Genomic DNA, 24,859 nt, shown 5'->3' on the forward strand with positions numbered 1-24,859 from the left:
CTACGGACGAGGGCGGACCCCGGGGGACGAGGCGGTCGACCCCCGGACCACCAGCTCCGGCATGAACACGAACTCGCTCTGTGGGGCGGGTGTGCCCCCGACTTCCTCCAGCAGCGCGTTGACGGCCGCCTGACCCATCGCGTGCACGGGCTTACGGATCGTGGTCAGCGGCGGATCGGTGAACGCGATCAGCGGCGAATCGTCGAAGCCCACCACCGAGACGTCCGCCGGCACGTCCAGGCCCCGCTCCCGCACCGCCCGGATGGCACCCAGTGCCATCATGTCGCTCGCGCAGATCACCGCCGTGCAGCCGCGGTCCAGGAGCGCCGCCGCCGCGGCCTGACCGCCCTCCAGCGTGTAGAGGGAGTGCTGGACCAGCTCCCGCTCGACCTCGTCCGGGTCCAGGGCCAGCAGCTCCTTCATCGTGCGGACGAAGCCCTCGATCTTCCGCTGCACGGGCACGAAGCGGCGGGGGCCGAGCGCCAGGCCGACGCGGGTGTGGCCGAGCGAGACCAGATGCGTCACCGCGAGCCGGGCCGCGGCCCGGTCGTCGGGGGAGATGAAGGGGGCCGCCACCGTCGGCGAGAAGCCGTCGACGAGGACGAATGGGACGCCCTGGCCGTGCAGCCGCTCGTAGCGCCGGGTGTCCGCCGTGGTGTCGGCGTGCAGCCCCGACACATAGATGATGCCGCTGACCCCGCGGTCGACCAGCATCTCCGTCAGCTCGTCCTCGGTGGAGCCGCCGGGCGTCTGGGTGGCGAGGACCGGTGTGTACCCCTGCCGGGTCAGCGCCTGGACGACGACCTGGGCGAGCGCCGGGAAGATCGGGTTCTCCAACTCGGGCGTGATCAGGCCGACCAGGCCCGCGCTGTGCCGGCGCAACCGCACCGGCCGCTCGTAGCCGAGCACGTCGAGCGCGGCGAGCACGGACTGACGGGTGGCCGCGGCGACGCCGGGCTTGCCGTTGAGCACGCGGCTGACGGTCGCTTCGCTGACCCCCGCTTGAGCTGCTATGTCGGCAAGACGTGCGGTCACGGGACGGGACCTTACCGGTCACATGCCGTATTGCACACCGACTGGGCGCGGAGCGGGAAGTGCCCTGCGGGTCCACGACGTCGGGCGGGAGCCACCCGGAACGGTGAAGCTGCGCCGACAGGAGTCCCGCAGGCCCGCGCTCGGCGGTAACTTGGACCAAGTGGGCCAAGGGGCCCGCCCCGCTCTGCCCCGAGGGGGCCGCCTCGTGAACACCACAGCCCAGCAGCCAAGAACCGACCAGCGCAGTACGGTCCTGGTGGTCGACGACACCCCCGCCAACCGCTATGCCATGGGCGCCGTACTGAGCAGGGCCGGGCACGTCGTCATCCCCGTCGCCTCCGCGAGCGAGGCCCTGATCGAGCTCGACGCCCGCCTGCGGGCCGGGTCCCTGCCGGACGTGGCCCTCGTCGACGTGGGCCTGCCCGACCTCAGCGGGTTCGAGCTGTGCCGCCGGGTCAAGGCGCTGCCCCTGCTCGCCGGGATCCCCGTCGTCCACTTCTCCGCACGGCCGTCCGGGCCCGGCGACCGCTGCCGCGCGCTCGACGCGGGCGGCGAGGCGTATCTGACGGTGCCGGCCGAGCCGGAGGAGATCCGCGCCGTGGTCCGGGCAGCGCTCCGCGGCGCCCGCGAACTCACCGACGCGCAGGGCCAGTTCGACCGGCTCGCGCTGCTCTCCGAGACGGTCGTGGACGTGCAGGGCGCGCGCTGCCTCCTCGAACTGGCCACCACCGCGGCCGAGGCGACGGCCCGGCTCACCCGGCAGAGCGCCGCCGTCTTCGTCCTCGGCGACGACGGTGACGTGCACGCCGGTCTCTCCCGGCACAGCGCGCGGGCCACCGCGCCCGACGCCGTCGCGCGCGAGCAGGTGGCCGCGATCGCCCGGAGCGTGGTGTGCGCGCCCGGCGGGGTGCGGAGCACGATCGTGCCCGGCTCGATGTGGCCTGCCGCGTACTTCGGGCCCGGCGACGTCCGGCTGGTCCTCGCGCGCACCCGCGCCCGCCACCTCCCGGTCTGCCTGGCCACCCCCGTCGCCCCCGACCCGGCCGGACAGACCGGCCCGCTCGTCGCACAGCTCGCCCGCGCCACCGCCCTCGCCGCCGAACCCCTCCTCATGTACGAGCGGGAGCGCCACGTCGCCCTCACCCTGCAACGCAGCTTCCTCCCCGCCCAACTGCCCCGGCTGCCCGGCGTCGACGTCGCCTTCCGCTACGTGCCCGCCTCCCAGCAGACCGAGATAGGGGGCGACTTCTACGCGGCGCTGCCCACCCCCGCCGGGATCCTCGTCGGCATCGGAGACGTCGTCGGACACTCGCTCGACGCGGCCACGGTCATGGTCGAGATCCGGCACGCGCTGCGCGCGTACAGCATCGAGGACCCGCACCCGGGCCGGCTCGTCACCCGGCTCGACCAGATGTTCCAGCACTACCACCCCGAGAGCTCGGCCACCCTCTGCCTGGCCCTCGTCGACCCGGTGACCGGCCGCGCCACCGTCGCGAACGCGGGCCACATCCCGCCGCTGCGCGTGCCCCACCAGGGCCCCGCCCACTACATCGACGCGGCGGGCCCGCTGCTCGGCCTCGGCCTGCCCCACCCCGAGCCCACCGAGGTGGAGTTCGCGCCCGGTGAGCGGCTCCTCATGGTCACCGACGGCCTCATCGAGACCCGCGGCACGGACCTCGCCGTCTCGATGAGACAGCTCGGCGCCGCCGCGAGCGCCGCCCCCGCCGCCCCGGACGCGCTCTGCGACACCCTCCTCTCCTGCTTCGGCGCCGACCGCGCCGACGACATCGCCCTCTTGGCCCTGCGGCTCAGCCCGGAGGTCTCCCCGTAGACGTAGACGTAGACGTAGACGTAGACGTAGCCGGAGTTTCAACCGCGTAGCCGTACAGCCGTACAGCCGTACAGCCGTACAGCCGCGGCGAGTGTCCCGGGGCCGCGGGTGTCCGCTTCGCGGGACGAGAGTTGTGCGCCCGCACGATCACCGCGAAGGTGATCGGTGACAGCACCGCAGGACGCCTCACTCACGGAGCACCCATGCCTCAGATCACCGTCGACCACTCCGCGGACCTCGACGGCCGCCTCGACCGGCCAGGTCTCGCCGGCGCCGTGCACACGGCCTGCGTCGACACGGTCGCCGCGCGGATCCCGGCCTGCAAGACGCGGTTCCGGCGCGCGGAGGAGACGATCGTCGGCGACGGGGCCGAGGAGGCGTCCCTGGTGCACGTCGAGATCGCCCTGCTCGCCGGGCGCACCGAGGAGGCCAAGGCGGCCCTCGTCGAGTCCGTCCTCGCGCTGCTGCCCGGGCACATCAAGGAGGCCGCAGGGGTCCATCTGTCCGTGGAGGTACGGGACTTGGAGCCCGCCTACCGGTCGGCGCGCGGCTGAAGCGTTTCTGCCGGCCTCTGAGGAGACAGGCTCTCAGGGGGCGAGCGTGGTGAGGCGGGTGAGCAGGTCCGCGAACGGGCCGTCGGCCGGCTCGTCGCGGAAGATGTCGCGCACCAGCGCCCCCATCTCCGGGTCGTAGGCGGCGCTGACCGCGGCGAGCGCCGCGAAGTCGTGGACCAGCTGGAGCTGGAGCTCCTCGCGCGGGATGCGCCGCCCGTCCAGCCAGATCAGCGCCGTCGACTCGGCCAGCGAGATCCACGAGCGGACCACGAGCTCCAGCCGCGGGGACGGCGCCACCACGTCCAGATGCGCGAGGATCTGCACGTACGCCGCCTGGCGGACCGAGTCGATGAGCGCGTTCGTCGCCGAGGAGCCGACCGCCGGACCCCCGCGCATCAGCGCAGAGAAACCCGGCCCGTGCTCGTCCACGAAGTCGAAGAACCGGCCCATCACCCGCAGCAGCCGGACCCCGAGCGGCCCGTCCTGCGGTTCCTCGAACCGGCCCGCCAGATCCTCGGCCGCCCGCTTCAACGCGGCCTCGTACAGGCTGAGTTTGCCCGGGAAGTAGTGGTAGACCAGCGGCCGTGAGATGCCCGCGGCGGCCGCTATCTCGTCGATGGAGACCTCGTCGGGGGAGCGGTGGCTGAACAGTTCGAGGGCGACCCCGATCAACTGCCGCCGCCGCTCCTCGACACCCATCCTGCGCCGCACCCCGGTTGTCATACCGAACACTCTACCGAGCGGCCACGGCCCGCCGGGCAGCCGCCGCGGGCCGGCCCGCGCACCCTCCTACAGGTCCAGGACGAGGCGCTCGCCGCGCGCCCGCGAGACACAGATCAGCATCGAGTCGTCGCGTTCGGCGTCGGTGAGGAACTCGTCGCGGTGCTCGATCTCGCCCGCCAGGACCCGCTGTCGGCACGTCCCGCAGAAGCCCTGCTCGCAGGAGTACGAGACGTGCGGCAGCTCGGCGCGGACCGCCGCCAGGACCGTGCTGCCGGCGGATACGTCGACCACCTTGCCGCTGCGCCGCAGTTCGACCTCGAAGGGCCCGTTCCCCTCGCCCGAGCCGTGCGGCGCGAACCGCTCCAGATGCAGGGAGCAGTGGGCGGGCAGCGCCGTCTCCACCGCCGCCATCAGCCCCTCGGGGCCGCAGCAGTACACGGCCGTGCCCGGCGCGGTCGCCCCGAGCGCGGCGGCGAGGTCCGGCAGCCCGTCGGTGTCCTCGGCGACGACGGTCACCCGGCCCGCCCGGCCGCCGAGCTTCTCGATCTCCTCCAGGAACGGCATCGAGGCCCGCGTGCGGCCCCCGTACAGCAGTCTCCACTGCGCGCCGCGCGCCTCCAGGGCCCGCAGCATCGGCAGCACCGGGGTGATGCCGATGCCGCCCACGACGAAGAGATGGGCGGGTGCGTCCACGGTGAGCGGGAACCGGTTGCGCGGCCCGCGCACCTCCACCTCCGCACCCTCCCGCAACCGCTCGTGCACCTCGCGCGACCCGCCACGCCCGCCCTGGTCCGCCGGGATCAGCCGGGTGGCGACGGTGTACGAGGAGGTGTCCTGCGGGTCGCCGCACAGCGAGTACTGCCGTACGAGGCCGGAGGGCAGGAGGAGATCGAGGTGCGCGCCCGGCTCCCAGGCGGGCAGCCCGTGCCCTTCGAGGCGGAGCCGGACGACGCCGTCGGCCACCTCCTCGCGCCCGGTGACGAGCAGGCGCAGCGCGCGGGCCCGCGGGCGCCCCGAGACCGGCTCCTCAAGGGCGGGCAGCGGCCACAGCGGAGACCTGCGGATGCGGCGGCGCAGCGCGCCGCGCACGACGAGCGCTCCACCGGCGACGACGACGGCCGTGCGGAGGGTGCGCGGGCTCATCGCGCGGCTCCCGCGGAGCGGGCCTCGGCGGCGGTCGCGGCGGGCGAGGCGGCGAGATAGGCGACGGCCTGCGCGGTGTCCCCCTCCTGCTCGGGGTGGTAACTCCGGCTCAGATAGCGGGGTATGGACCGCATCATGGCGCCGGTCGACGGCAGCACGCCCTGCTTGCCGCCCCGGTGGAAGTCCTTGAACGTGGCCTTGCCGTCGGGCAGCGTCGGATCGTTCGCCATGAAGAAGCGCGAGCCGCGCTGCCACAGGAAGACCAGCGCCGTGAACGCGGTCGCCCAGGTGCGCACCCGGCGCCGGTAGCCGCCGTCGAGGTGCTCGAACAGCTCGAAGGCGACGGACCGGTGCTCGACCTCCTCGGCGCCGTGCCAGCGCAGCAGATCGAGCATGGTCGGGTCGGCGCCGCGCCGGTCCAGCTCCTCCGCGTTCAGCACCCAGTTGCCGAGGAACGCGGTGTAGTGCTCGATCGCGGCGATCAGCGCGACCCGCTCCATCAGCCACCACCGGCGCGCCCTGCCCGGCGGCAGCGTCCGGTCCCCGAGCAGCTTCTCGAAGAACCAGTCCACCTGTGCCGTGTACGGCGTCGGATCGAGCCCGAGCTCCTTCAGGTGCGGCAGCACCTCGTCGTGCGCCTGGGCGTGCATGGCCTCCTGGCCGATGAACCCGATGACGTCCGCGCGCAGCCGGTCGTCCTTGATGAGAGGCAGGACCTGCTTGTAGACGTGCACGAACCAGCGCTCGCCCGCGGGCAGCAGCAGATGCAGCACGTTGATGGTGTGCGTGGCGAAGGGATCGGCCGGTATCCAGTGCAGGGGGGTCCGGTCCCAGGCGAAGGACACCTGGCGTGCCTTCAGCGGGACGCGCGTATTAGACATGGCGTCAATGTACTGACGGGTAGCCCGAGCGGTACACCCCTCGGGCCGGACTTTTGTCGTACAAGTCTTCGTGGGTGCTGCCTACCGCAGAGGCGACACCTTGGCGCCGCCCGTGGTGGCGCCGGTCAGCGTCACCTGCGCGCCCCGTGCGACCCGCGCGGCCAGCATGTTCCCCGTGGCGGTGGAGCCGGCCGCGGTGACGGAGCCGACCTGTTTGCTGCCGCCGGCGATCAGGTACCAGTTCCCCGCACGGGACTTCCAGCGCACCCCGGCCAGGACCACGGGGGCCCGCCCGCCGCACGCCGCGGAGCCCTCCGACTTGGCCGCGAGGACCGCCGCGCCCGCGCCCGGCGCCCGGAACAGCGCCAGCGTACGGGGGCCGCCGCCCCGCCAGGTCTCGGCGCGGGTGCACACCCATTCGGCCGTCCCGTTCCCCTCGGGCAGCGACTGCCGGGCGTACGCCCAGGAGTTGACGGAGCGCACCCCGTGCGAGCGGGCCGCGGCGAGGGAGCAGGCTGTCGCCGCCCAGTCCGCGGGCCCGGCCTCGTGCGGCGCGTCCGGAGAGCCGGACGTGAGGTGCGCGGGCACGAGTTCGCCGAGGTCGGTGGCGTACCGGGTGCCCGCCGCGTCGGTGAGGGCCAGCGCGTTCCACCCGGTGCAGGGCCGGTCGGTGGGGGTGACGGCCGGGCTGGGGAAGGGGGAGGTCACACCGTCCTTCGTACGCGGCAGGCGCTGGGCCTCGCCGCCTCGCTCCAGCAGATCACGGACCGCGGCGCCGGTCACCCAGGGAGCCGTCAGATAGCGGACGTTGCCGTCGGTGCGGTCGACGACGACGGCGGCCGCCTGCGGGGCGTCCGCCCCGTCGACCCGGGCGAAGTCGAGGGCGGCGCCGTTCGTGCCCCGCTCCGGCTCGGCATAGCGGACGATGCGCAGGCCGTCGTAGAACAGCACGACGCGGGCCCGGTCGACCTCGCCCGCGTAGAGCAGCTGCGCGGGTCCCGGCGGGGCGCCGGCCGGGGTGCCGGGGGTCGCCGAGACCTGGACGCTCTCGCCGGGCCGCGCCCACACGGCGAGGGCGCGGCGCAGCAGTGCCGAGTCACCGGCGAGGGCGCCGCGCGCGGGCCACACGGAGAAGTCGGTGCGGGCCGACGTCTGCCACGCCCCGGGCGCCACCCGCGTCAACCTGGCCGGATCCAGAGCTGCTTGGCCCGCGGGGTTCCTGGCGTACGGGGGCGCCGCCGCGCCGTCCGGGCTCCACCCCTCACCGGGCAGACCGAGCAGCGCGCCGCAGACCAGGAGCGCCGCGAGGGCCGCGAGCGCCGCCTTGGCGTGCTGGCGGCGGCGCATCAGATCGGTGGGCCGCGCGTGCAGGGAGCACGGGTCGAACTCGGGGGACTCCAGCAGGGCGAACCCGCCCTCGACCGCGTCCGCCTGGCTCAGCGCGGTGGCCGCGTCCTCGGCGGTGCAGCCCGCCGCGGTCAGCACGGTGCGGACGGCGGCGCCGTCGAGGTGCTCCAGGCCGCGCAGCACGTACGCGGCGCGGGCCGGTCCGCTGAGCGCCGACAGCCGCTGGTCCAGGGCGAGTTCGTCGGCGCCGCCGGACTTGGGGAACAGGCGCAGGCCCCACACCTGCGGCAGCAGCGGCGGCAGCTGGGCCCGCCTGGGCCAGGCCGCGCGGCGCAGCGGGAGCCCCGCGTCGAGGGCGCTGCGCAACACCCGCAGGCGTACATAGGCGTAGCCCGGGTCACCGGTGCGCGGTGCGGTGCCGCGCTGGGCGGGGAGGCTCGGCGGCGCGGTCGCCGTCCGGCCGCGCGGGAGCGCCCGCTGGGCGAGGGAGTGGGCGCTCAGCACGCGGCGGTTGCGCCCCAGGCCGGGCGGCAGGACCAGGTAGGCGAGGCGGACGAGGCGGGGATAGTGCTCGACCAGGGCTGCCTCGGCCTGCTCCACGTCGATGACGTCGGCGCCGCCGGCGGGCGGGGGACTGGGTTGCTGCACCTTTGACTGCACGTTCAGCAGAACGAGCGAATCGTGCGATGGTCACCGCGGTGCCCGCCCGCGACGGGGGTTCGAAGACAGGCTCTCAGCCGGGCTGCACCAGGGCCCGCGCGTAGCGGGCCATCGACCGCTGGTACCGCGGCAGATGCGGGGCCAGCGCCTCCAGGACCAGGGACAGGCCCTCCCGGTCACGGCCGAGGGACGACAGGCACAGCGCGAGGCAGGCCCGCACGGCGTCGTCCAACTCGTCGCTCGGCGCCGTCAATTCGGGCTCCAGAAGCGCCACGCCCTCCTCGGGCCGCCCCACGTTCCGCAGGGAACTGGCCAGTTGGATCCTCGCGCGGCGTCCGCGGTACCCGGAGAGGCCGAGCCGCAGCGCCTCCTGGTAGAGCGGTACCGCCTTGTCCGAGTGGCCGGTGGAGTCGAAGGCACCGGCCCGCTCGAAGGCGCCCACGGGGCTGTCGGCGGGCAACTCCGCGGCCAGCTCGTCGATGAGGGCCCGGAACTCCCCGGACCTCTCTTCGTCATAGTCGTCGATCGTGGCCCACGCGGCGGCGATCCGCTCTTCCCACGCGTCGCTCTCAGTGCTCATCGGGCCACACTCGAAGATCAGCCGGTGGACGTCAACCGCTTTCTGAGCGCCGACACCGTCTCGTCCGGCACCGACAGCCCCTCACGGACGTACGTCTCCATGTCTCCGTACCTGGCCGCCACCTCGTCCTGGGCCGCCCGCAGGTACGCGGGCGTGACGCCGATCACCGCGAGCGCCACGTCCGGGTCGCCGCCCTGCGCCGTGAAGCCCTGGACGAGCGGGGCGAACGCCGCGCGCACCGCCGCGTTCACCGACAGGTACTCGGCCTCGATCGTGGCGTCGTCCGCGCCGAGCAGCGAGAGGAGCACGGTCGCGCCCCAGCCCGTGCGGTCCTTGCCCGCGGTGCAGTGGAACAGCAGCGGGCCCGCGTCCGGCGCCGCCAGTTCGAGCAGCAGCGTGCGGTAGGCGGCCTGCGCCGAGCCGGTGGAGACCAGCGCCCGGTAGGTGTCCGCGAACCGGGCCTGCGCCTTGCCGCCGCCCAGCTCCCGCTCCGCGCGCTCCGGATCGGTGAGGATCTCCTTCAGCTGGGCCGCCGCCGGGGCGACCCCGGCCTGCGCCAGCTTGTCGGCGAGCGCGTCGGCCGTCAGCAGGCGCACCCCGTCCGGGGCCTTGTCCGGGTGCTCGGCACGCTCGGCGTCGGTGCGCAGATCCAGGATCGTGCGGATGCCGAGCGCCGCGAACCTCGGGTCCGCCGTCGGGTCGAGCCGGTCCAGCTGCCCGGAGCGCAGGACGAGCCCCGGGCGCACCCGGCGGCCGCCGGCCAGCGGGGTGCCACCCAGGTCGCGGAGGTTGGCGACGGTGGCGGCTGCGATGGGTTCGGCCATGGGCGGGACTCCCGTTGTTCCGTTCGACGCGATGGGTCCCGCCCAGTCTCCTACGCCCCCGGCGCCGGCGTGAGCTGCCAGCCACTGAATTCGACGGTGCCGCGCGCCCCGTTCCCGCCGTTCGTCGCGGTCATGAAGAGGCCCACGTCCTGGGTGGCCGCCGCCCCCGGCACGGGCACGGTCGCGACGGTCCGCCAGGTGGTCCCGCCGTCCGTGGAGCAGGCGCCGGTGTACGAACCGCCCGCGCGGGTCAGCCGCAGCAGCACCGGCGCCTTGACGCCGGTGATCCGCTGGTAGGTGTCGAGCGTGCCGTCGCCGTTCGTGTCGTAGGAGAGCACGACACCGTTGGACGGCGTCACGGACAGGTTGAGGAAGCCCGGCGAGCCGGGTGTGGCCAGGGAGTTGCGGACGATGATGCCCGCCCGCGCCCAGGCGCCCGTCACCGCCTGCGTGTCCACCCGCAGCACCGCCGACGAGCCGTCCGTGAAGGCGCCCTCGCGGTACGCCGTGCCGAACTCCGTCGTCCCCTTCCACAGGTCGGCGCCGCCACCGTCGACGGCGAACCGGTCGCCCAGCTGTCCGAAGACCGCCGCGTTGTTGCTGTATGTCTTCCAGCCCGCGTCCAGCGGCCCCGCCTCGAACAGCGTGCCCTTGTGCTCGTACGTGACCCGCGGCTCGCCCTGCGGCCCGTACCGGACCTCGACCGTGTACGGCAGCGGGCGCAGTGGCGTGTCGAGCGGGGTCTCCGGCGCGCTCGCCAGCCAGGACACCGTGCCCTCGCCTGCTGGGGCCACCCGGGGCAGCGACGTGCCGTGCTCGGGCGTGGCGTCGATGCCCTTCAGGGTGAAGTCGACGCGGCCGGTCGCCCGCAGGCCGTTGACGTTGTGGAAGGTGGCGGCCACGCGCGCGTGGCCGCCCGGCGGGAACGCGGGCGGCTCCGCCGTGACCGTCACGGCGCCCTGGTAGGGGGCGCGCGCGAGCACGTCCCGCACCCGCGCGGCCGTCCGGTACGCGTCCCCGTACGGCCGCAGCGGGTAGTCCTTGCGCTCCCGCGTCCACGGCTCCTCGAACGCGAACCAGTCGACCGGCACGGGCGTCCGTCCGGCCGCGAGCGCGTCCTGGAGTTCGTCGAGCCACTTCTGCCAGCGCGGGAGGTAGAAGTCGGCCATCAGGCCGTGCCACTCACGGTTGCCGTACTCGTGCAGGTTGCCCGGGTCGGAGGTGGCCCGGTCGCCCCACACGGTGATGAGGACCTTGGCGCAGCGCTCGAACTCGGCGCGCTCGGCCTCGCTGGTCGCCATCGTCCTGGCGTCCTGGATCCACGGGCCGAGCAGGAACGCGCCGTGCGTGCCCGTGACGTCGTCCGACAGGCGCATCAGCTTCAGCCACAGCGTGGCGAGGTCCTTGAAGCGGGCCTGGTCCTTGTCGGCGTACGCGGCCTTGAGCTGGGGCAGCAACTGGCGGCTGCGGTGCGCGAGCGCCTGCCGGGCCACGTCGACGAGGTCGTACTTGTAGGCCTGGCTGCCCCGCAGGTCCTTGGCCACGCCCAGGAGCCCGGAGAACGCCGCGTCGAAGCGGCCCGGGTCGTAGGTGAGGGCGCGCGGCGCGTAGTAGGCGGCGCGGTCGGCCGCGAGGTCCGGGCGGGCGGCAAAGAGCGAGTCGTGCGGGTCGGAGCGCTCCACGGCGTGCTGCTGGTACGCCGTCTCGTGCAGGGCCCGCCAGGCGCTGCGGGCGTCCCTGTCGCGGCGGCCGTACCGGAGATCGGCGTACCCGGCGAACCACGCGGCCCGGTCCGGTCTGCGGTCGGTCCAGGCGAGTTCGGACCACAGCTCGAAGGCGGCCGGGTCGCGGTCGGTGCCCTCCGGCATGTAGGCGGTGCCGGTGAGCGCGCTGCCCGGCTTGTCGCGCCAGGCGAAGAACTTCTCGTTCCAGATGTGGGCGCGGGCCCCGATCGTCGTGCGCCCGCCGAAGTTGGGGATCGTGCCGAACGCGTACGGGGTGCCGCCCCAGTCCTTCTCGCGGTCGGTGACGGAGGTGAACCGGTCGGAGACCCCGTCGACGATCAGCATCTTCTTCTTGTCGATGGCGTCGAGCAGCTCGGGCAGCGGGTTCGCCTCCCAGCCGAGGATGACCCAGGTGGCTCCCGGCCGGTTCTTCTGCAACGCGCTCTCCACGCCGCGGGCCGCGTCCGGGACGGGCACGTCACCGGCGGTGCCGCCCTCGTGCAGCAGGTCCATCTTGAAGGCGTCGATCTCGCCGAAGAGGTCCTTCTGGTGCCCGTAGAACGCCTCGGCGACCTTCGCGAACGACGTCGTGCGCGGGTCGAGCCAGTCGGGGCGCTCGAAGCCGTGCCAGACGCCCTGCGGCACGACGTGCGCGTCGCCGCCGTTGCGCCCGACGAACCCCTTGGGCACATGGCCGTAGTAGCCGGGCATGACGGGCCGCATCCCGAGCTCCCGCAGCCGGTCGGTGATCTTCCGGCCCAACTCGGCGCGCTCGGCGATGAGTTCGGGGGAGAGCGGGCCGCCGTACCCGGAGAGGTTCTGGAGCAGCCACCACGGCTGGTGCGAGGGGGCCGGGAGCCAGGCCCGCGACTCCTCGTCGCTGTACCCGAAGTCCTTGAGGAGCCGGTGGTACACGGCTTCCATGCCCGCGATGACGAGCACCTCGTTGCAGCCGTGCAGCGCGAGCACGTCGATCATGCGCTCCCAGTACGCCCAGCCGGCGAACGGCGCGGTGTAGCCGTCGTTGGTGTCGTTCAGCGCGAACCGGTGCGGCAGGGCCGTCGACCGCTCCAGGGGGCGGCCGGGCGCCGGGAGGGTGCGCGGCAGGTCCAGCTGGCTGCCGTTCCAGGCGATGTGCGCCCGGCAGACGTACTTCAGATACCAGTGGACCCCGGCGAGCAGCACCGCCGGGGTCGTTCCGTACACCTCGACGCGGCCTCGTGTCCCGGACACCCGGAATCGGTCCGCGCCGCCCTGCGCGGGCACCAGTCTGAGTCTGAACTGGTCCGCGTGGTGCGGCAGTTGCCTTTTGAGCGCGGCGAGGGCCGGAGCCGTATCAAGTGCGTGCGGCGCCGCCTGAGCGGCCGGCACGCCCACCCCCAGGGCCGTGCCGAGCCCGATGGCGCCTGCTGTGCCCAGAACCGTGCGTCGCGTTGGCGCGGACATGTCTGTAACCCCCAGCGTCGCGGATGGTGCGGCGCACGGTAACCGGGGCGCAGGTCCACGCTCAACGGTGCGTACGGAGCTGGCGGGAACGTGTCGGCGTACCGGAGTCTTGTGGGACAGGAGTGCGGGATGAGGAAGTTGCTGGTGGCAGGTGCCCTGGTGGTCGCGGCCGTGACCGGGTGCGGCGGGCACGACGAGGGGCCGAAGACCCCCCGGACGGCGCGCGGCTCGCTGGAGCAGCTGGCGCGCACGGCGGGCTGCCGGCCCGACATCAGGACCGACGCGGCCGAACTGCGCCAGGCCCACTGCGGCGAGGGCGAGCGGCGTTACATCCTCGCCACCTTCGCCACCGACCGCGGCCAGGCCGAGTGGCTGGACGCGGCCGACGACTACGGCGGCACCTACCTCGTCGGCCGCAAATGGGTCGTGGTCGGCGCGGAGCGCGTCGTGACACAGCTGCGCGGCCGGCTCGGCGGGACCGTGGAGCGGGCCTCCTCGCACCACTCGGGGAGTAGTGGTGGTGGGGGCGGGGAGAGTGCCCGCTCCGGGCACGACGGTCACCATTGAGCAGGCCACGCAGCGGCTCCGAGGGGGCGGCCGGTCAGGTGCAGCGGTCGCCCCGGTTGACGCAGCTCGCCACGCGCCGCATCAGCCTGTCGTCGAAGACGTTGATGAAGTCACCGTGGTCGGTGCCCGGCTTGTGCAGCTGCTCGGGGAAGGAGTCGACCGCGAATCCCGGCCCCGGCGGCACGCTGTAGACGATGCGCTGCACCAGCTGCGGGATCGCCTTGAAACCGCCCGGGCAGGCGCCGGTGCGCGGGTCCTCGAAGGCGACGTGCGTACGGTGGTTGGCGCTGTCGGCGTTCACCCCGTCCCAGCAGCTCTGGAAGCGGAAGGTGCGCACGACCTTCGAACCGCGCGGGCAGATCGGGTACTTCTCCTTCAGCTGCCGGTTCTCGAACCCGGTGCAGCTCCACGAGGCGTTGGCGTTCGCGTCACCGTTGGTGAAGGCCTTCGCGTCGCCCGTGATGATCCGCAGGAAGCGCGGCATCGCCACGACCTTGCTGGTCGGATTCCCGTCGAATGTCAAGGTCACGGAGGAAGGCGTCTGGATCTCGCCGACGTTCTGGTCCTTTCCACCGCCGTCCGCGCCCGCGTCCGCCCCGGCCTTTCCGTTCTGCAGCCTGAGGACCGGCCAGTAATAGGTCGACCTGTCCCCCTGATTGCGGCAGCTGGTCCGTCCGTTCGCGAGATCGTCGTCGCTGGAGAAAGCGTCCGTCGCCTGATTCCCCACGTAGTCGTGCATATGGTGAGCGCCATTGCTCACACCGGGCGCGACGATGACATTGTCCGGATTGAATTTGCCGTTCTCGTTGCGTCCGCAGGCCGTCGTGAAGGTGCCGCGCGAGGCCGCGCGCCGGTTGCGGGCCGCCACGACGTTGGGCTGGACCGAGGTGATGTCGACGAAGTCGCTCGCGTCGGGGCCGTTGCCTCCGCCGGTGCTCCCGGACGGCTGCGACGGGGCCGGGCTCCCGCCCGGGGAGGCCGGGCCGCCGGGCTGCCGCGACGGTTGCGGCGCCGGCTGCCGGGGCTGCTCCGGCGAGCGCCCGGTGCAGGCCGCCATCTGGTCGAGCTGCCCCGGCGGGGTGCCGCCGGAGCGCCGGATGTCCTGCCCGATGCGGCCGAGCACCGCGCCGCGCTTGTCCTTCAGCGGGCCCAGGATGCTGTTCTGCACGAAGTCCGGGTCCTGGGCCGCGGCGTCCCGGGTCGAGGCGAGCCGCTGATAGGCCGCCGTGATCTGGCTGTCCAGCGCGGCCAGTTCGCCGTCGACCCGGCCGCGCGCGCCGTCGGGGACGTCGGGCAGCGCGTTGCCGACGTCCGGACAGTCGATGGTGGCCACTTGTTGCTGTTGCTGTTGTCCTTGCTGCCGCGTCCCGCTGCCCGCTGCCTGCCCCGGGTCCTCATGGGCCGACGCGTACACGTTGACCGCGACCAGCCCACCTCCGCCCAGGAGCAGTGCGGCCGACGCGACGGTCATCCGCGTCGCCAGCGAAGAGCGCCGTTTCCGTGAGGTGCGTCCCATGGGACTACGTACGCAACGGGAGGCGGCCGTGTTCAGTCGACTGCCCAGATTTATCGGCGGCCTTGATCCGGTCCCTGGTCCAGATAGGCGAGTACCGCCAGCACCCGCCGATTGTCGTCGTCGGAAACAGGCAGTCCCAGTTTGGCGAAGATATTGGACGTGTGTTTGGCGATGGCCCGTTCGGTGACGACCAACTGCCCCGCGATCGCCGCGTTCGACCGGCCCTGCGCCATCAGCTCCAGCACGTCCAGTTCCCGCGGGGTGAGCCCGCCGAGCGGCGCGTCCGCGGCCCGCCGCGACAGCAGCTGCTGAATCACCTGCGGATCCATCGCGGTCCCGCCCCCGGCCACCCGCCGCACCGCGTCGATGAACTGGTCCGCGTCGAACACCCGGTCCTTCAGCAGATATCCGACCCCGCCGGTGCCGTCGGCGAGCAGCTCACGCGCGTACAACTGCTCCACGTGCTGGGAGAGCACGAGCACCGGAAGCCCGGGCCGCTCCCGCCGCGCCGCCAGCGCGCACTGCAACCCCTCGTCGGTGTGCGACGGCGGCAGCCGTACGTCGACCACGGCGACGTCCGGGTTCAACTCCGCGAGCGCCTTGGTGAGTTCGGGGCCGCTCTCGACGGCGGCGGCGATCTCGAAGTCGTACGCCTCGAGCATCCGCACCAGACCGTCCCGCAGCAGGAACAGGTCTTCGGCTAGGACAACACGCAAGGGATCTCCATGGTGACCATGGTCGGACCGCCGACGGGGGAGCTGACGGCGAGGACACCGTCGAATGTACCGAGCCTGCGCTCGATCCCGCTCAGCCCGCCGCCGGCCGCGAGCACCGCGCCGCCCCCGCCGTTGTCGGTGACGGCGATCCGCAGGTAACCGTCGGTGTGCGCGATGTCGACCCAGATCCGGTCCGCTCCCGCGTGCTTCACGGCGTTGGTGAGGGCCTCGCTGACGGCGAAGTACGCGGCCGACTCGACCGGGGCGTCGGCCCGCCCTGCCGTCTCCACCTCCACCTCCGCCCGCACCGGCAGCCGCAGCGCCAACGCCCGTACCGCGTCACCGAGTCCGCGCTCGGCGAGCACCGGCGGATGGATCCCGCGCACCAGGTCCCGCAGCTCGGTCAGCGCCTCCGCGGACGACTGCCGGGCCTGCGCGAGCAGCTCCCTGGCCTTCGCCGGGTTCTTCTCCATCAGCGCCTCGACCGTGCCGAGGTCCATGCCGACCGCGACCAGCCGGGCCTGCGCCCCGTCGTGCAGATCGCGCTCGATGCGCCGCAGCTCGGCCGCCGAGGTGTCCACGGCGTCCCGCCGCGTCTCGGTCAACACCCGTACGCGCTGCTCCAGTTCACCGGCGGCGGGCGCGAGCACGTACCGGGTCAGCAGGAAGTGGACCCGCAGCAGCGCGGGCGCGACGAACAGGCCGGTGACGAGCAGCGCCGTGCCGAGGAGCGCGGCGAGCAGGGCCGTCCCCTGGCCGCCGACCGGCACGAACCCGTACCACCAGCCGACGTACGTGCCGTCCGTGAAGACCCGCCACAGCCCGGCCGCGAGGGCGTACCCCTCGACCGGGTAGAAAATCAGCGCCGCCGGCAGCAGGGCGGTGACGAACCCGGCCGTCATGTCGACGAGCAGCCACCGCAGGTCCCGCCAGGTCGCCGGGTCCGAGAGGAGCAGCCGGCACCGCTCGACCTGCCCGACGACCCCGCCGCGCGGATCGTCCGGGAGCGGCCGGTACGTGGCCGGGATGCGCACGGCGCACCACTCCGCGGCGACGGCCCGCCGCCAGTTCGCCCAGTGCCGTACGAGCCCGAGGACCCAGGGCGTGGTCACGGCGCCGATCCCGGCCACCACGAACACGATCGACAACACCGACAGCAGGAACAGGGTGAGGGACCCGGCGAACCCGGCCGTGGCCACCCAGAGCCCGCGCAGCCCCGCCGACACGGCACTCCGCGCCCTCGCACCCATCGTCTGCTCCGTCCGTCCCGTCAGCCGTACACCTCACAGTGTGGCCGCCGGCGGTGGCCGGGTCAGTGGGACGGGCACCCGGGCCGGGGTGGCACTGGGTACACCCCCGGCGGGGGCGGGGTTCAGCGGGCGGCGGGCGGCGCGTACTTGTAGCCGACGCGGCGCACCGTCTGGATCGTCCGGCGGTGCTCGGCGCCGAGCTTGCGGCGCAGCCGGGCGATGTGGACGTCGACAGTGCGGCCGTCGCCGACGTGCCCGTACCCCCACACCGTGGTGACGAGCTGGTCGCGGGTGTGCACCCGGTGCGGATGCGCGACGAGATGGGCGAGCAGCTCGAACTCCAGGTAGGTGAGGTCGAGTTGGCGCCCCTGCACGCGCGCGGTGCGCTGTGCGTCGTCGATCCGGATGAGCGCGTCGGCCACCTCCGGCCCGGCCGTGCGCCCGGCGGGCCCGGCAGCCTCGGCGGGGCCGGGCGCGGCGGGCAGCAGCGGCTGCTGGTCGGCCGGGACGAGCACCAGGTAGCCGATCATCGGCGGGCGGCCCGGCAGCGTGGGCAGGGTGTGCGGCGGCGCGGGCAGCAGGGTGGCGCCGGGCGGCAGGAAGTCCGCCACGTCGAGGAGGGGGCCGCCGGGGACGAGGGAGGCGGTGGGGGCCACCTCGTCCCGGTCGACGGCGCGCAGCCGGGTGCGGGCGGGGGAGGGGGCGGTGCGAAGAGTGGAAAGGGGGCGGACGTCAGCCATGGGAGGTCAACTTTCGCGCGAGAGCCGTCTGAGGAAGGACGTACGTCGTGCGCGCGGACCGAAGGCCGCAACTCGATCTTCGAGTACCGGCGTTAGAGGGCCTGCGCATGCGTCGCGCGGCAACACACCCGGTCGAAGTCGTGGTGCTGGCGGGAGGGCCAGAACGGCTCGAGGTCATGACGACGACCCCGCGCGGTGGTGTTCTGGAAGCTGGCCATGCCCATATTGAAGCAGATGCGGAAGGCGAAGGAGAGGGCGCCCGCACAAGACGCGGGCGCCCGGAGGTCCGACATGGCCGGAATCAGACCTGGCCGGCCTTCTCCAGGGCGGAGCAGCAGGTGTCGACGAGGAGCCGCGTGACGACGTACGGGTCGACGTTGGCGTTCGGGCGGCGGTCCTCGATGTACCCCTTGCCGTCCTTCTCGACCTGCCACGGGATCCGCACGGAGGCGCCGCGGTCCGAGACGCCGTACGAGTACTCGTTCCACGGGGCCGTCTCGTGCAGGCCCGTCAGCCGGTCGTCGATGCCGGCGCCGTAGTGCTTGACGTGGTCCATCGGCTTGGAGCCCTCGCCGAGCGACTCGGCGGCGGTGATGATGGCGGCGTAGCCCTCGGGGCCTTCGCGCATCGTCTTCGTCGAGAAGTTCGTGTGCGCTCCGGCGCCGTTCCAGTCGCCCTTGACCGGCTTCGGATCGAGGGTCGCGGAGATCTTGAAGTCCTCGGCGGTGCGGTACAGCAGCCAGCGCGCCACCCACAGCTGGTCGGAGACCTCCAGCGGGGCGAGCGGGCCGACCTGGAACTCCCACTGGCCCGGCATGACCTCGGCGTTGATGCCGGAGATGCCGAGGCCCGCCTTGAGGCAGTTGTCCAGGTGCGCCTCGACGACGTCACGGCCGTGGATCTCGTCCGTGCCGACACCGCAGTAGTAGCCGCCCTGCGCGGCGGGGAAGCCGCCGACCGGGAAGCCGAGCGGGCGGTCGCCCTCGAAGAAGGTGTACTCCTGCTCGATGCCGAAGATCGGCTCCTGCGCGCCGAACCGCTCCTCGACCTCGACGAGCGCGGCCCGCGTGTTCGACTCGTGGGGCGTCATGTCGATGTTCAGGACCTCGCACATGACGAGCACGTCGTCACCGCCGCGGATCGGGTCCGGGTACACGGCGACCGGCTTGAGCACGCGGTCCGAGGCGTGGCCCTCGGCCTGGTTCGTGGACGACCCGTCGAAGCCCCAGATCGGCAGCGTGTCCAGGGCCCCCGACGAAGCGGGAGAGCCCGCGATTATCTTCGTCTTCGAACGGAGCTTGGCCGTCGGCTCGGTGCCGTCGATCCAGATGTACTCAGCCTTGAACGTCACGGGCCACATCCTCAGTCACGGGTCTCTATCTGCCGGGCAGCATGTCAACGGGGGATGTCCCGCCCGTTGCCCGGCTGTGAACCCCGTGTTACCGCCGACGCGCAGCGCCGGACGGGGCCGGTGAACCCGTATGCGATGCGGCAGGCCGGCCGAGGCTAGCCGCGACCCAGCGCGTCCCGTACCGCCTCCTCGCTGCGGCCCACCACGGCCGTGCCGTCGTCGGCGGTGATGATCGGGCGCTGGATCAGCCTCGGGTGCGCGGCCAGCGCCTCGATCCACCGCTCCCGGCCCTGCGCGTCGCGCGCCCAGGACGCGACGCCGAGCTCCTTCGCGTCGGCCTCCTGGGTGCGGGTGATGTCCCACGGCTCCAGGCCGAGCCGGCCGAGCACGGCGCGGATCTCGTCCGGGGACGGCACGTCCTCCAGGTAGCGGCGCACCGTGTACGCGGCGCCCTCCGCGTCGAGCAGGGTGAGCGCGCCGCGGCACTTCGAACAGGCCGGGTTGATCCAGATCTCCATGGTGCCAACGGTACGCGAGGCGACTCCCGTGGCACCCCTCAAGTAGGGCCTGGCCAGCGGCTTTTGTCAGTGGGCCGCAGTAGAATAGAAGCAGTGTTCGAGAGCTTCGGGGGCTTTCGATTCGCGACAGGAGGATGCCTGTGCCGGCTGCCGCACCGATGCTGATGGATCTGCCGTACGCACCACTCGCCAAGAGGCCGCTCCCCGCGGGGCGACCCCGCGAGTGGTACATCACCCACAACCGACGACTCAAGGCCATGCGCCTGGCGATAGCCCTGCTCGACTCGGGCGTCTACCTGCCGAACCAGGCCCACAACAAGAGGATCCGCTCGATGGCCGAACTCATCGGCATCCACCCGCCGTCGGACACGACGTGTCACATGGTGCGGACGCTGATGCGGTACTGCCGCTGACCGGAGCGAACCCTTCCGGCGCTCGATGAGCGGGGTCACGGGGCGGCCGGAGCCCCACGACCCCGCTCCCTCCGGTTCAGCCCGCGCGTTCCTTCTCCGGCGGCGTACGGAACCGCGGCGTGCCCCGCGTCGGGGCGAGCCAGGACGAAAGCCGGGCCGCCTCCGCGGAGGCGGGGGGAGGGAATTCGAAGACAGGCGCTTGGTCACCTGTTTGCCGTGCTTGGCATGCGGCTCCTCGCGGGGGCACCGTTGACTGGGGCGACCGGCGCGACAGCGGTCGAACGAAGGAGCCCGTGATGGCGGACGTACGAGGCGTACGAGGCGTACGGGGTGGCCGGGGCGCACGGCGCGTACCGGTTCTCCGGGGTACGGGCGCGGCCCTGCTGGTGGTGGCCCTGGCGGCCGGCGCGGCGGGCTGCTCCGACAGCGACGACGGTCCGTCCGACGCCGCGTCCAAGGCGGCCGGAGTGCTGTCGTCCGCGACGGCCGAGGCGCAGAAGAAGGTCGACGAGTTCAAGAAGGGGACCGAGGCCAAGGGCGACGTGAAACTCGGCGCCGCGGCCGAGGACGGCGACCGGACCACCGTGCCGGTCACCGTCACCAACAAGGGCTCGTCCACCAAGTCGTACCTCGTCCTGGTCGCCTTCAAGGACAGCGGTGGCAACCGCCTCGACACGGTCGCGCTCAATGTCGACGACGTCGGGGCGGGCTCCTCGAAGAAGGCGACGGCCCGCAGCCACCGCTCGCTCGACGGCGACATCGGCGCGGACGTCCTGCGAGCGCTGCGCCACTGACCCGGGCGCCCCCGGCCGGTGGCCCGTATCGTCGGCGCCCCCCGTGGGACGGCTTCCAGGGACTACCCTCGAAGATGTGCCGATTCAGCAGCCCGAAGCCGCCCCGTACGCCGTCGGAGACCGTGTCGACGTGGTCGCCGTCGCCGCGTCCGCCGGCGGCATCCGCGGGCTGGTCACCCTGGTCGCCGGGCTCGACGCCGGGCTGCCCGTGCCGCTCCTCGTCGTGCAGCACCTGGACCCCCACCACCACACCGTCCTCGCCGACATCCTGGGCCGCCGTACCGGCCTCACCGTGAAACTCGCCGAGCAGGACGAGACGGCCCGGGCCGGCACCGTCTACCTCGCGCCCCCCGACCGGCACCTCCTCGTCGGCCCCGACGGCACCCTGACCCTCTCCCTCGACGACCGCGTCCACTTCCTGCGGCCCGCCGCCGACCTGCTCTTCGAGTCCGTCGCGGAGGTGTACGGGCCGCGCGCCGTCGCCGTCGTCCTCACCGGCACGGGCAGCGACGGCGCCCTGGGCGTCGAGGCGGTACAGGCCCGGGGCGGTACCGTGATCGCACAGGATCCGCAGAGCGCGGAGTTCCGAGGCATGCCGGAGGCGGCACTGGGTACGGGAGCAGTGGACTTCGTGCTACCTCTGGAGGAAATCCCCGCGGCGATCCGCGGACTCGTCGAGTTCAAGAGGCAGTAGGTACGCAGGAAATGAGCGAGGCGCCCCGCGAGACCGACACGGACGAGGAGCTGGAGGACCTTCTCGGCTTCCTGAGAGACGCCCGCGGGTTCGACTTCACCGGATACAAGCGCTCCTCGCTCGGCCGCCGCATCCGCAAGCGGATGGCCGACGTCGGCACCGACTCGTACGCCGACTACCGCGACCAGCTGGAGGCGAACTCCGAAGAGTTCAGCGCCCTCTTCAACACCATCCTCATCAACGTCACCTCCCTCTTCCGCGACGCCGACGCCTGGACGTTCCTGCAACGCGAGGTGGTCCCCGAACTCCTCGACCGGCTCGGCCCCAAGGACGAGATCCGGGTGTGGAGCGCCGGCTGCTCCAGCGGCGAGGAGGCGTACTCGCTGGCCATCATGTTCGCGGAGGCGCTCGGCCTGGAGGAAGCCCTCACCCGGGTCAAGATCTACGGTACCGACGTCGACGAGGAGGCGCTGCGCGAGGCCCGCTCGGGCCTCTACCCGGCCAGGACCCTGGAGCCGCTCGCGGCCGAGCTGCGCGACAAGTACTTCGAGCCGAGTGGCTCCCAGTTCTGCTTCCGCTCCGACCTGCGCCGCCGCGTCATCTTCGGCCGGCACGACATCACCCGCGACGCCCCCATCTCCCACCTCGACCTGCTGGTCTGCCGCAACGCGCTGATGTACTTCAACGTCGAGGCGCAGACCCAGATCGTCGACCGGTTCCACTTCGCGCTGCGCGAGGACGGCTTCCTCTTCCTCGGCAAGGCCGAAATGCTGCTCAACGACGCCGACCGGTTCGACGTCGTCAATGTGCGCCAGCGCATCTTCCGCCGCCGCCCCGGCGGCGCGACGATGCCCCATCAGCCGGCCCCGCCCAAGCTGCGCCCCGGTTTCGGAGGGGATATGCAGAGTGTGGCCCGTAGCCGTCAACTGCGCGATCTGGTCCTCGACGCGGCCCCCGGCGCCGCCCTCGCCGTGGACACCGACGGCGTCCTCGTCCTCATCAACCACCACGCCCGTACCCAGTTCGGCCTGAGCAACAACGACATCGGCCGTCCCTTCCAGGACCTGGAGATCTCCTACCGCCCGGTCGAACTGCGCTCCCTGATCGACCAGGCCAGCCACGAACGCCGCCCCCTGCGGGTCAACGGCGCGGAGCGCAGGGTCGGCGAGGACGTCCAGGTCTTCGACATCACGGTCCAGCCGCTGGCCGGCACGGGCGGCCAGCCGACCGCGACCAGCATCACGTTCACCGACGTCACCGTCGCCACCCAGCTCAAGGCCGAGGTCAAGCGCGTACGCGAGGACCTGGAGACGGCGTACGAGGAACTCCAGTCCACCAACGAAGAGTTGGAGACGACGAACGAGGAGCTCCAGTCCTCCATCGAGGAGTTGGAGACGACGAACGAGGAGCTCCAGTCCACGAACGAGGAGTTGGAGACCACGAACGAGGAACTCCAGTCCGGCAGCGAGGAACTGGAGACCATGAACGAGGAGATGCGCGTCCGCACCGAGGAGCTGGACGAGACCCGCGCCTTCCTGGAGGGCGTCCTCACCTCGATCGCGGCCGCCGTCGTCGTCCTCGACAAGAACCTCAACGTCAAGAGCTGGAACCGGGGCGCGATCGACCTGTGGGGCCTGCGCCAGGACGAAGTGCTCGACGAGCCCTTCTTCGGCCTGGATTTCGGCCTGCCCACCCGGCGGCTGCGCGTGGTCGTCGAGGAGTGCGTCAAGTCCGGCAAGCGTGCCGCGCCCGTGGAGATCGGCGCGGTCAACCGGCTGGGCCGCGGCTTCGGCTGCGCCGTGCAGTGCAGCCCGTTCGACGGCCACCGCGGCGGTGTCGTCCTGCTGATGGAAGAAGACCGAAGCGCCGGTACGGTCTGACCCGGCGGGCGTAGGGTGGAGCCATGGAGCCCAGGGCCGGTACGCCGACGCAGGCCGCGCTTGCCTGGCAGCGCGCGGCCCAGGCACGCGAGCGCGCCGACCGTGCCCTGGTGCTCGCGCGGCGCTACGAGTCGCTGGCGGAGGGTGCGGTCGACGGACTGTACCTGCGCCTCGCTCAACTCCACCACACCACCGCCTCCCGCCACCGGGTCGCCGCCGAGCTGCTGGAGTCCCACGCCCGCCGGGCCGGCCAGTGGGTGCGGGACGGCGGGCCGCCGCCCCTCTTCATGACGGGCGTCGCCGAGGCGTGCGGCACGAGGAGTGTCGCCGTCACCCTCGTCGACGTCGAGCGCAACCAGGTCGCCACCGCCTCGTCCGACCTGTCCTCGTGCACCGCACAGGACCTGGAGTTCATGCTCGGTGAGGGCCCGGCGCGGGACGCGGTGCGCGATCGTGGCCCGGTCGAGGTGTCGGGCGCCACCCTGGTCTCCCGCTGGCCGGGTTACGGCCCGGCCGTCAGAGCCCTCGGCATCGGCCAGGTGGTGGCGGTACCGCTCGAGGTGCCCGGTGAGTGCATCGGCGCTCTCGCGGTCTTCGACCCGCCCTCCGACACGGCGTCCACGAGATTGTTCGCCCAGATCGCGGATGCGTTGACACGGAGTGTGTTGATCGGCCAGGACGCGGTACCCGGCCTGTTCGGTGGCATCGACTACCGGGCTGTGGTCCACCAGGCGGCGGGGATGGTCGCCATCCAGGCGGGCTGCCGGGTCGCCGATGCGCTGGAACTGGTGAAGGCCCGGTCGTTCGCCGACGGCCGTCCCATCGGGGACATCGCCCGGGATATCGTCCACGGACAACTGAAACTCGGCTGAGAGGCTTCCACCGTGACGATGCACGAGCAGGAACTCGCCGCGGTCTTCGCCGAGCTGGCGGGGGCGGCAGCCCGGGACCCGCTCGACACGCAGACCTTGCTCGCCACACTGGTGGAGGGCGGTCGACGGCTCTTCGACGCGCCGGGGGCGATAGTGCAGTACGCGCCCAGCGGCGCGGCCGTCCAGACCGACGGCACCGACCCGGCCATGCGCGCCCTCGCCGCCGACGCCGCCGCCTGGGGGGAAGGCCCCGGCCACGATGTCAGTACGACGGGCTGCGCCCTCATCGAGGTGGACGTCAGCACCGGGCCCACCCGCGCCCGCTGGCCACGCTGGGCCGCCCGCGCCGCGTCCCTCGGCCACGCCAGAGTCACCGCGCTGCCGCTGCCCGCCAAGGACGGCCCGGCCGGCGCCCTCGTCCTGCTGAGCGCCCCCGGCCACCGCCTCGACGAGAGGGCCCTGACGCTCGCCCGCTCCTTCGCCGACGCCGCCGCGCACACGCTCTCGCTCCAGCGCGAGGTGACCGAAAGCCGGGTCCTGGCAGGCCAGTTGGAGCACGCCCTGTCCAGCCGGGTCGTCGTGGAACAGGCCAAGGGCATCCTCGCCGCCCAGCACAGCATCCCCCTCGACGAGGCCTTCACCCGCCTGCGCCGCTACGCCCGCTCCCACCAACGCAAGGTCGCGATCGTGGCCCAGGACATCGTGGAGGGACGCCCGGTCCCGCTCGACTCCTAGCCGTCTGCTCCCCCCCCCCGCTACACCGAACGACCGTGGGCCGTGCCCTCCTCCTCGACGGGGAA

General features: G+C 72.8%; 23 protein-coding genes. 9 read left to right on the forward strand and 14 right to left on the reverse strand.

Features of this window, described 5'->3' with window-relative positions; translation table 11 throughout:
• Positions 1 to 1,035 carry a LacI family DNA-binding transcriptional regulator gene (locus tag ACZ45E_RS32635; RefSeq protein WP_468227807.1) on the reverse strand — a complete coding sequence of 345 codons (1,035 nt, stop codon included), beginning with the start codon at positions 1,033 to 1,035 and terminating at the stop codon, positions 1 to 3.
• 205 nt (positions 1,036 to 1,240) lie between these two features.
• On the opposite strand from ACZ45E_RS32635, the gene ACZ45E_RS32640 reads away from it, so the two are divergent.
• Together ACZ45E_RS32640 and ACZ45E_RS32645 are read left to right on the forward strand one after the other, a co-directional pair.
• Positions 1,241 to 2,866 (forward strand): SpoIIE family protein phosphatase, encoded by a 1,626-nt coding sequence (locus ACZ45E_RS32640; protein WP_468227810.1) that lies wholly within the window; start codon positions 1,241 to 1,243, stop codon positions 2,864 to 2,866.
• Between the two features lie 203 nt (positions 2,867 to 3,069).
• Positions 3,070 to 3,420 carry a 5-carboxymethyl-2-hydroxymuconate Delta-isomerase gene (locus tag ACZ45E_RS32645; protein ID WP_468227812.1) on the forward strand — a complete coding sequence of 117 codons (351 nt, stop codon included), beginning with the start codon at positions 3,070 to 3,072 and terminating at the stop codon, positions 3,418 to 3,420.
• A gap of 33 nt (positions 3,421 to 3,453) precedes the next feature.
• Here ACZ45E_RS32645 and ACZ45E_RS32650 read toward each other — a convergent pair whose 3' ends face one another.
• The 7 genes from ACZ45E_RS32650 to ACZ45E_RS32680 all read right to left on the reverse strand — a co-directional run bounded on the left by ACZ45E_RS32650 (position 3,454) and on the right by ACZ45E_RS32680 (position 12,748).
• Positions 3,454 to 4,143 (reverse strand): TetR/AcrR family transcriptional regulator, encoded by a 690-nt coding sequence (locus tag ACZ45E_RS32650; RefSeq protein ID WP_468227815.1) that lies wholly within the window; start codon positions 4,141 to 4,143, stop codon positions 3,454 to 3,456.
• Between the two features lie 66 nt (positions 4,144 to 4,209).
• On the reverse strand, positions 4,210 to 5,286 hold the full coding sequence (locus ACZ45E_RS32655) for a PDR/VanB family oxidoreductase (protein ID WP_468227817.1): 1,077 nt from the start codon (positions 5,284 to 5,286) through the stop codon (positions 4,210 to 4,212).
• Positions 5,283 to 6,167, reverse strand: a complete 885-nt coding sequence (locus ACZ45E_RS32660) for a metal-dependent hydrolase (RefSeq protein WP_468227820.1) — start codon at positions 6,165 to 6,167, stop codon at positions 5,283 to 5,285. The genes ACZ45E_RS32655 and ACZ45E_RS32660 overlap by 4 nt, the downstream gene beginning before the upstream one ends.
• An 81-nt stretch (positions 6,168 to 6,248) precedes the next feature.
• Positions 6,249 to 8,174, reverse strand: coding sequence for a hypothetical protein (locus ACZ45E_RS32665; protein WP_468227822.1), 1,926 nt, complete (start codon positions 8,172 to 8,174; stop codon positions 6,249 to 6,251).
• Positions 8,175 to 8,247: 73 nt separating this feature from the next.
• On the reverse strand, positions 8,248 to 8,754 hold the full coding sequence (locus tag ACZ45E_RS32670) for a tetratricopeptide repeat protein (protein WP_468227825.1): 507 nt from the start codon (positions 8,752 to 8,754) through the stop codon (positions 8,248 to 8,250).
• 17 nt (positions 8,755 to 8,771) lie between these two features.
• Positions 8,772 to 9,578 carry a tyrosine-protein phosphatase gene (locus tag ACZ45E_RS32675; protein ID WP_468227827.1) on the reverse strand — a complete coding sequence of 269 codons (807 nt, stop codon included), beginning with the start codon at positions 9,576 to 9,578 and terminating at the stop codon, positions 8,772 to 8,774.
• 50 nt (positions 9,579 to 9,628) lie between these two features.
• Positions 9,629 to 12,748 (reverse strand): alpha-N-acetylglucosaminidase, encoded by a 3,120-nt coding sequence (locus tag ACZ45E_RS32680; RefSeq protein WP_468227830.1) that lies wholly within the window; start codon positions 12,746 to 12,748, stop codon positions 9,629 to 9,631.
• Between the two features lie 129 nt (positions 12,749 to 12,877).
• Between ACZ45E_RS32680 and ACZ45E_RS32685 the strand changes: the two genes are divergently transcribed.
• The gene (locus ACZ45E_RS32685) at positions 12,878 to 13,315 is read left to right on the forward strand and encodes a hypothetical protein (protein ID WP_468227833.1); all 438 of its coding nucleotides are present in this window, start codon (positions 12,878 to 12,880) and stop codon (positions 13,313 to 13,315) included.
• Positions 13,316 to 13,349: 34 nt separating this feature from the next.
• On the opposite strand, the gene ACZ45E_RS32690 is transcribed toward ACZ45E_RS32685, so the two are convergent.
• The 6 genes from ACZ45E_RS32690 to ACZ45E_RS32715 form a co-directional block, all read right to left on the reverse strand.
• Positions 13,350 to 14,831 (reverse strand): DUF1996 domain-containing protein, encoded by a 1,482-nt coding sequence (locus ACZ45E_RS32690; protein WP_468227835.1) that lies wholly within the window; start codon positions 14,829 to 14,831, stop codon positions 13,350 to 13,352.
• Positions 14,832 to 14,881: 50 nt separating this feature from the next.
• Positions 14,882 to 15,547: a response regulator transcription factor gene (locus tag ACZ45E_RS32695; RefSeq protein ID WP_468227836.1), complete on the reverse strand. Its 666-nt coding sequence runs from the start codon at positions 15,545 to 15,547 to the stop codon at positions 14,882 to 14,884.
• Entirely contained in the window at positions 15,532 to 16,797 is a 1,266-nt protein-coding gene (locus ACZ45E_RS32700; protein ID WP_468227839.1) for a sensor histidine kinase, read from the reverse strand. The genes ACZ45E_RS32695 and ACZ45E_RS32700 overlap by 16 nt, the downstream gene beginning before the upstream one ends.
• Positions 16,798 to 16,919: 122 nt before the next feature.
• Complete coding sequence (locus tag ACZ45E_RS32705) at positions 16,920 to 17,537, reverse strand: winged helix-turn-helix domain-containing protein (protein WP_468227842.1); 618 nt, start codon at positions 17,535 to 17,537, stop codon at positions 16,920 to 16,922.
• Positions 17,538 to 17,838: 301 nt separating this feature from the next.
• Positions 17,839 to 18,888 (reverse strand): glutamine synthetase, encoded by a 1,050-nt coding sequence (gene glnII / locus ACZ45E_RS32710; protein WP_468227844.1) that lies wholly within the window; start codon positions 18,886 to 18,888, stop codon positions 17,839 to 17,841.
• 155 nt (positions 18,889 to 19,043) lie between these two features.
• The gene (locus tag ACZ45E_RS32715) at positions 19,044 to 19,406 is read right to left on the reverse strand and encodes an arsenate reductase family protein (protein ID WP_468227847.1); all 363 of its coding nucleotides are present in this window, start codon (positions 19,404 to 19,406) and stop codon (positions 19,044 to 19,046) included.
• A 134-nt stretch (positions 19,407 to 19,540) separates the two neighbouring features.
• Between ACZ45E_RS32715 and ACZ45E_RS32720 the strand changes: the two genes are divergently transcribed.
• The 6 genes from ACZ45E_RS32720 to ACZ45E_RS32745 all read left to right on the forward strand — a co-directional run bounded on the left by ACZ45E_RS32720 (position 19,541) and on the right by ACZ45E_RS32745 (position 24,794).
• Positions 19,541 to 19,819, forward strand: coding sequence for a hypothetical protein (locus ACZ45E_RS32720; RefSeq protein ID WP_468227849.1), 279 nt, complete (start codon positions 19,541 to 19,543; stop codon positions 19,817 to 19,819).
• A 296-nt stretch (positions 19,820 to 20,115) separates the two neighbouring features.
• The gene (locus ACZ45E_RS32725) at positions 20,116 to 20,613 is read left to right on the forward strand and encodes a hypothetical protein (RefSeq protein ID WP_468227853.1); all 498 of its coding nucleotides are present in this window, start codon (positions 20,116 to 20,118) and stop codon (positions 20,611 to 20,613) included.
• A gap of 76 nt (positions 20,614 to 20,689) precedes the next feature.
• Positions 20,690 to 21,307, forward strand: coding sequence for a chemotaxis protein CheB (locus ACZ45E_RS32730; protein ID WP_468227856.1), 618 nt, complete (start codon positions 20,690 to 20,692; stop codon positions 21,305 to 21,307).
• An 11-nt stretch (positions 21,308 to 21,318) separates the two neighbouring features.
• Positions 21,319 to 23,187, forward strand: a complete 1,869-nt coding sequence (locus ACZ45E_RS32735) for a CheR family methyltransferase (protein WP_468227859.1) — start codon at positions 21,319 to 21,321, stop codon at positions 23,185 to 23,187.
• Positions 23,188 to 23,210: 23 nt separating this feature from the next.
• Complete coding sequence (locus tag ACZ45E_RS32740) at positions 23,211 to 24,059, forward strand: GAF and ANTAR domain-containing protein (RefSeq protein WP_468227862.1); 849 nt, start codon at positions 23,211 to 23,213, stop codon at positions 24,057 to 24,059.
• 18 nt (positions 24,060 to 24,077) lie between these two features.
• Positions 24,078 to 24,794 (forward strand): GAF and ANTAR domain-containing protein, encoded by a 717-nt coding sequence (locus tag ACZ45E_RS32745; RefSeq protein ID WP_468227987.1) that lies wholly within the window; start codon positions 24,078 to 24,080, stop codon positions 24,792 to 24,794.
• Positions 24,795 to 24,859: the final 65 nt, after the last annotated feature.

The sequence above is a fragment of the Streptomyces sp. NPDC030991 genome, assembly GCF_055571235.1.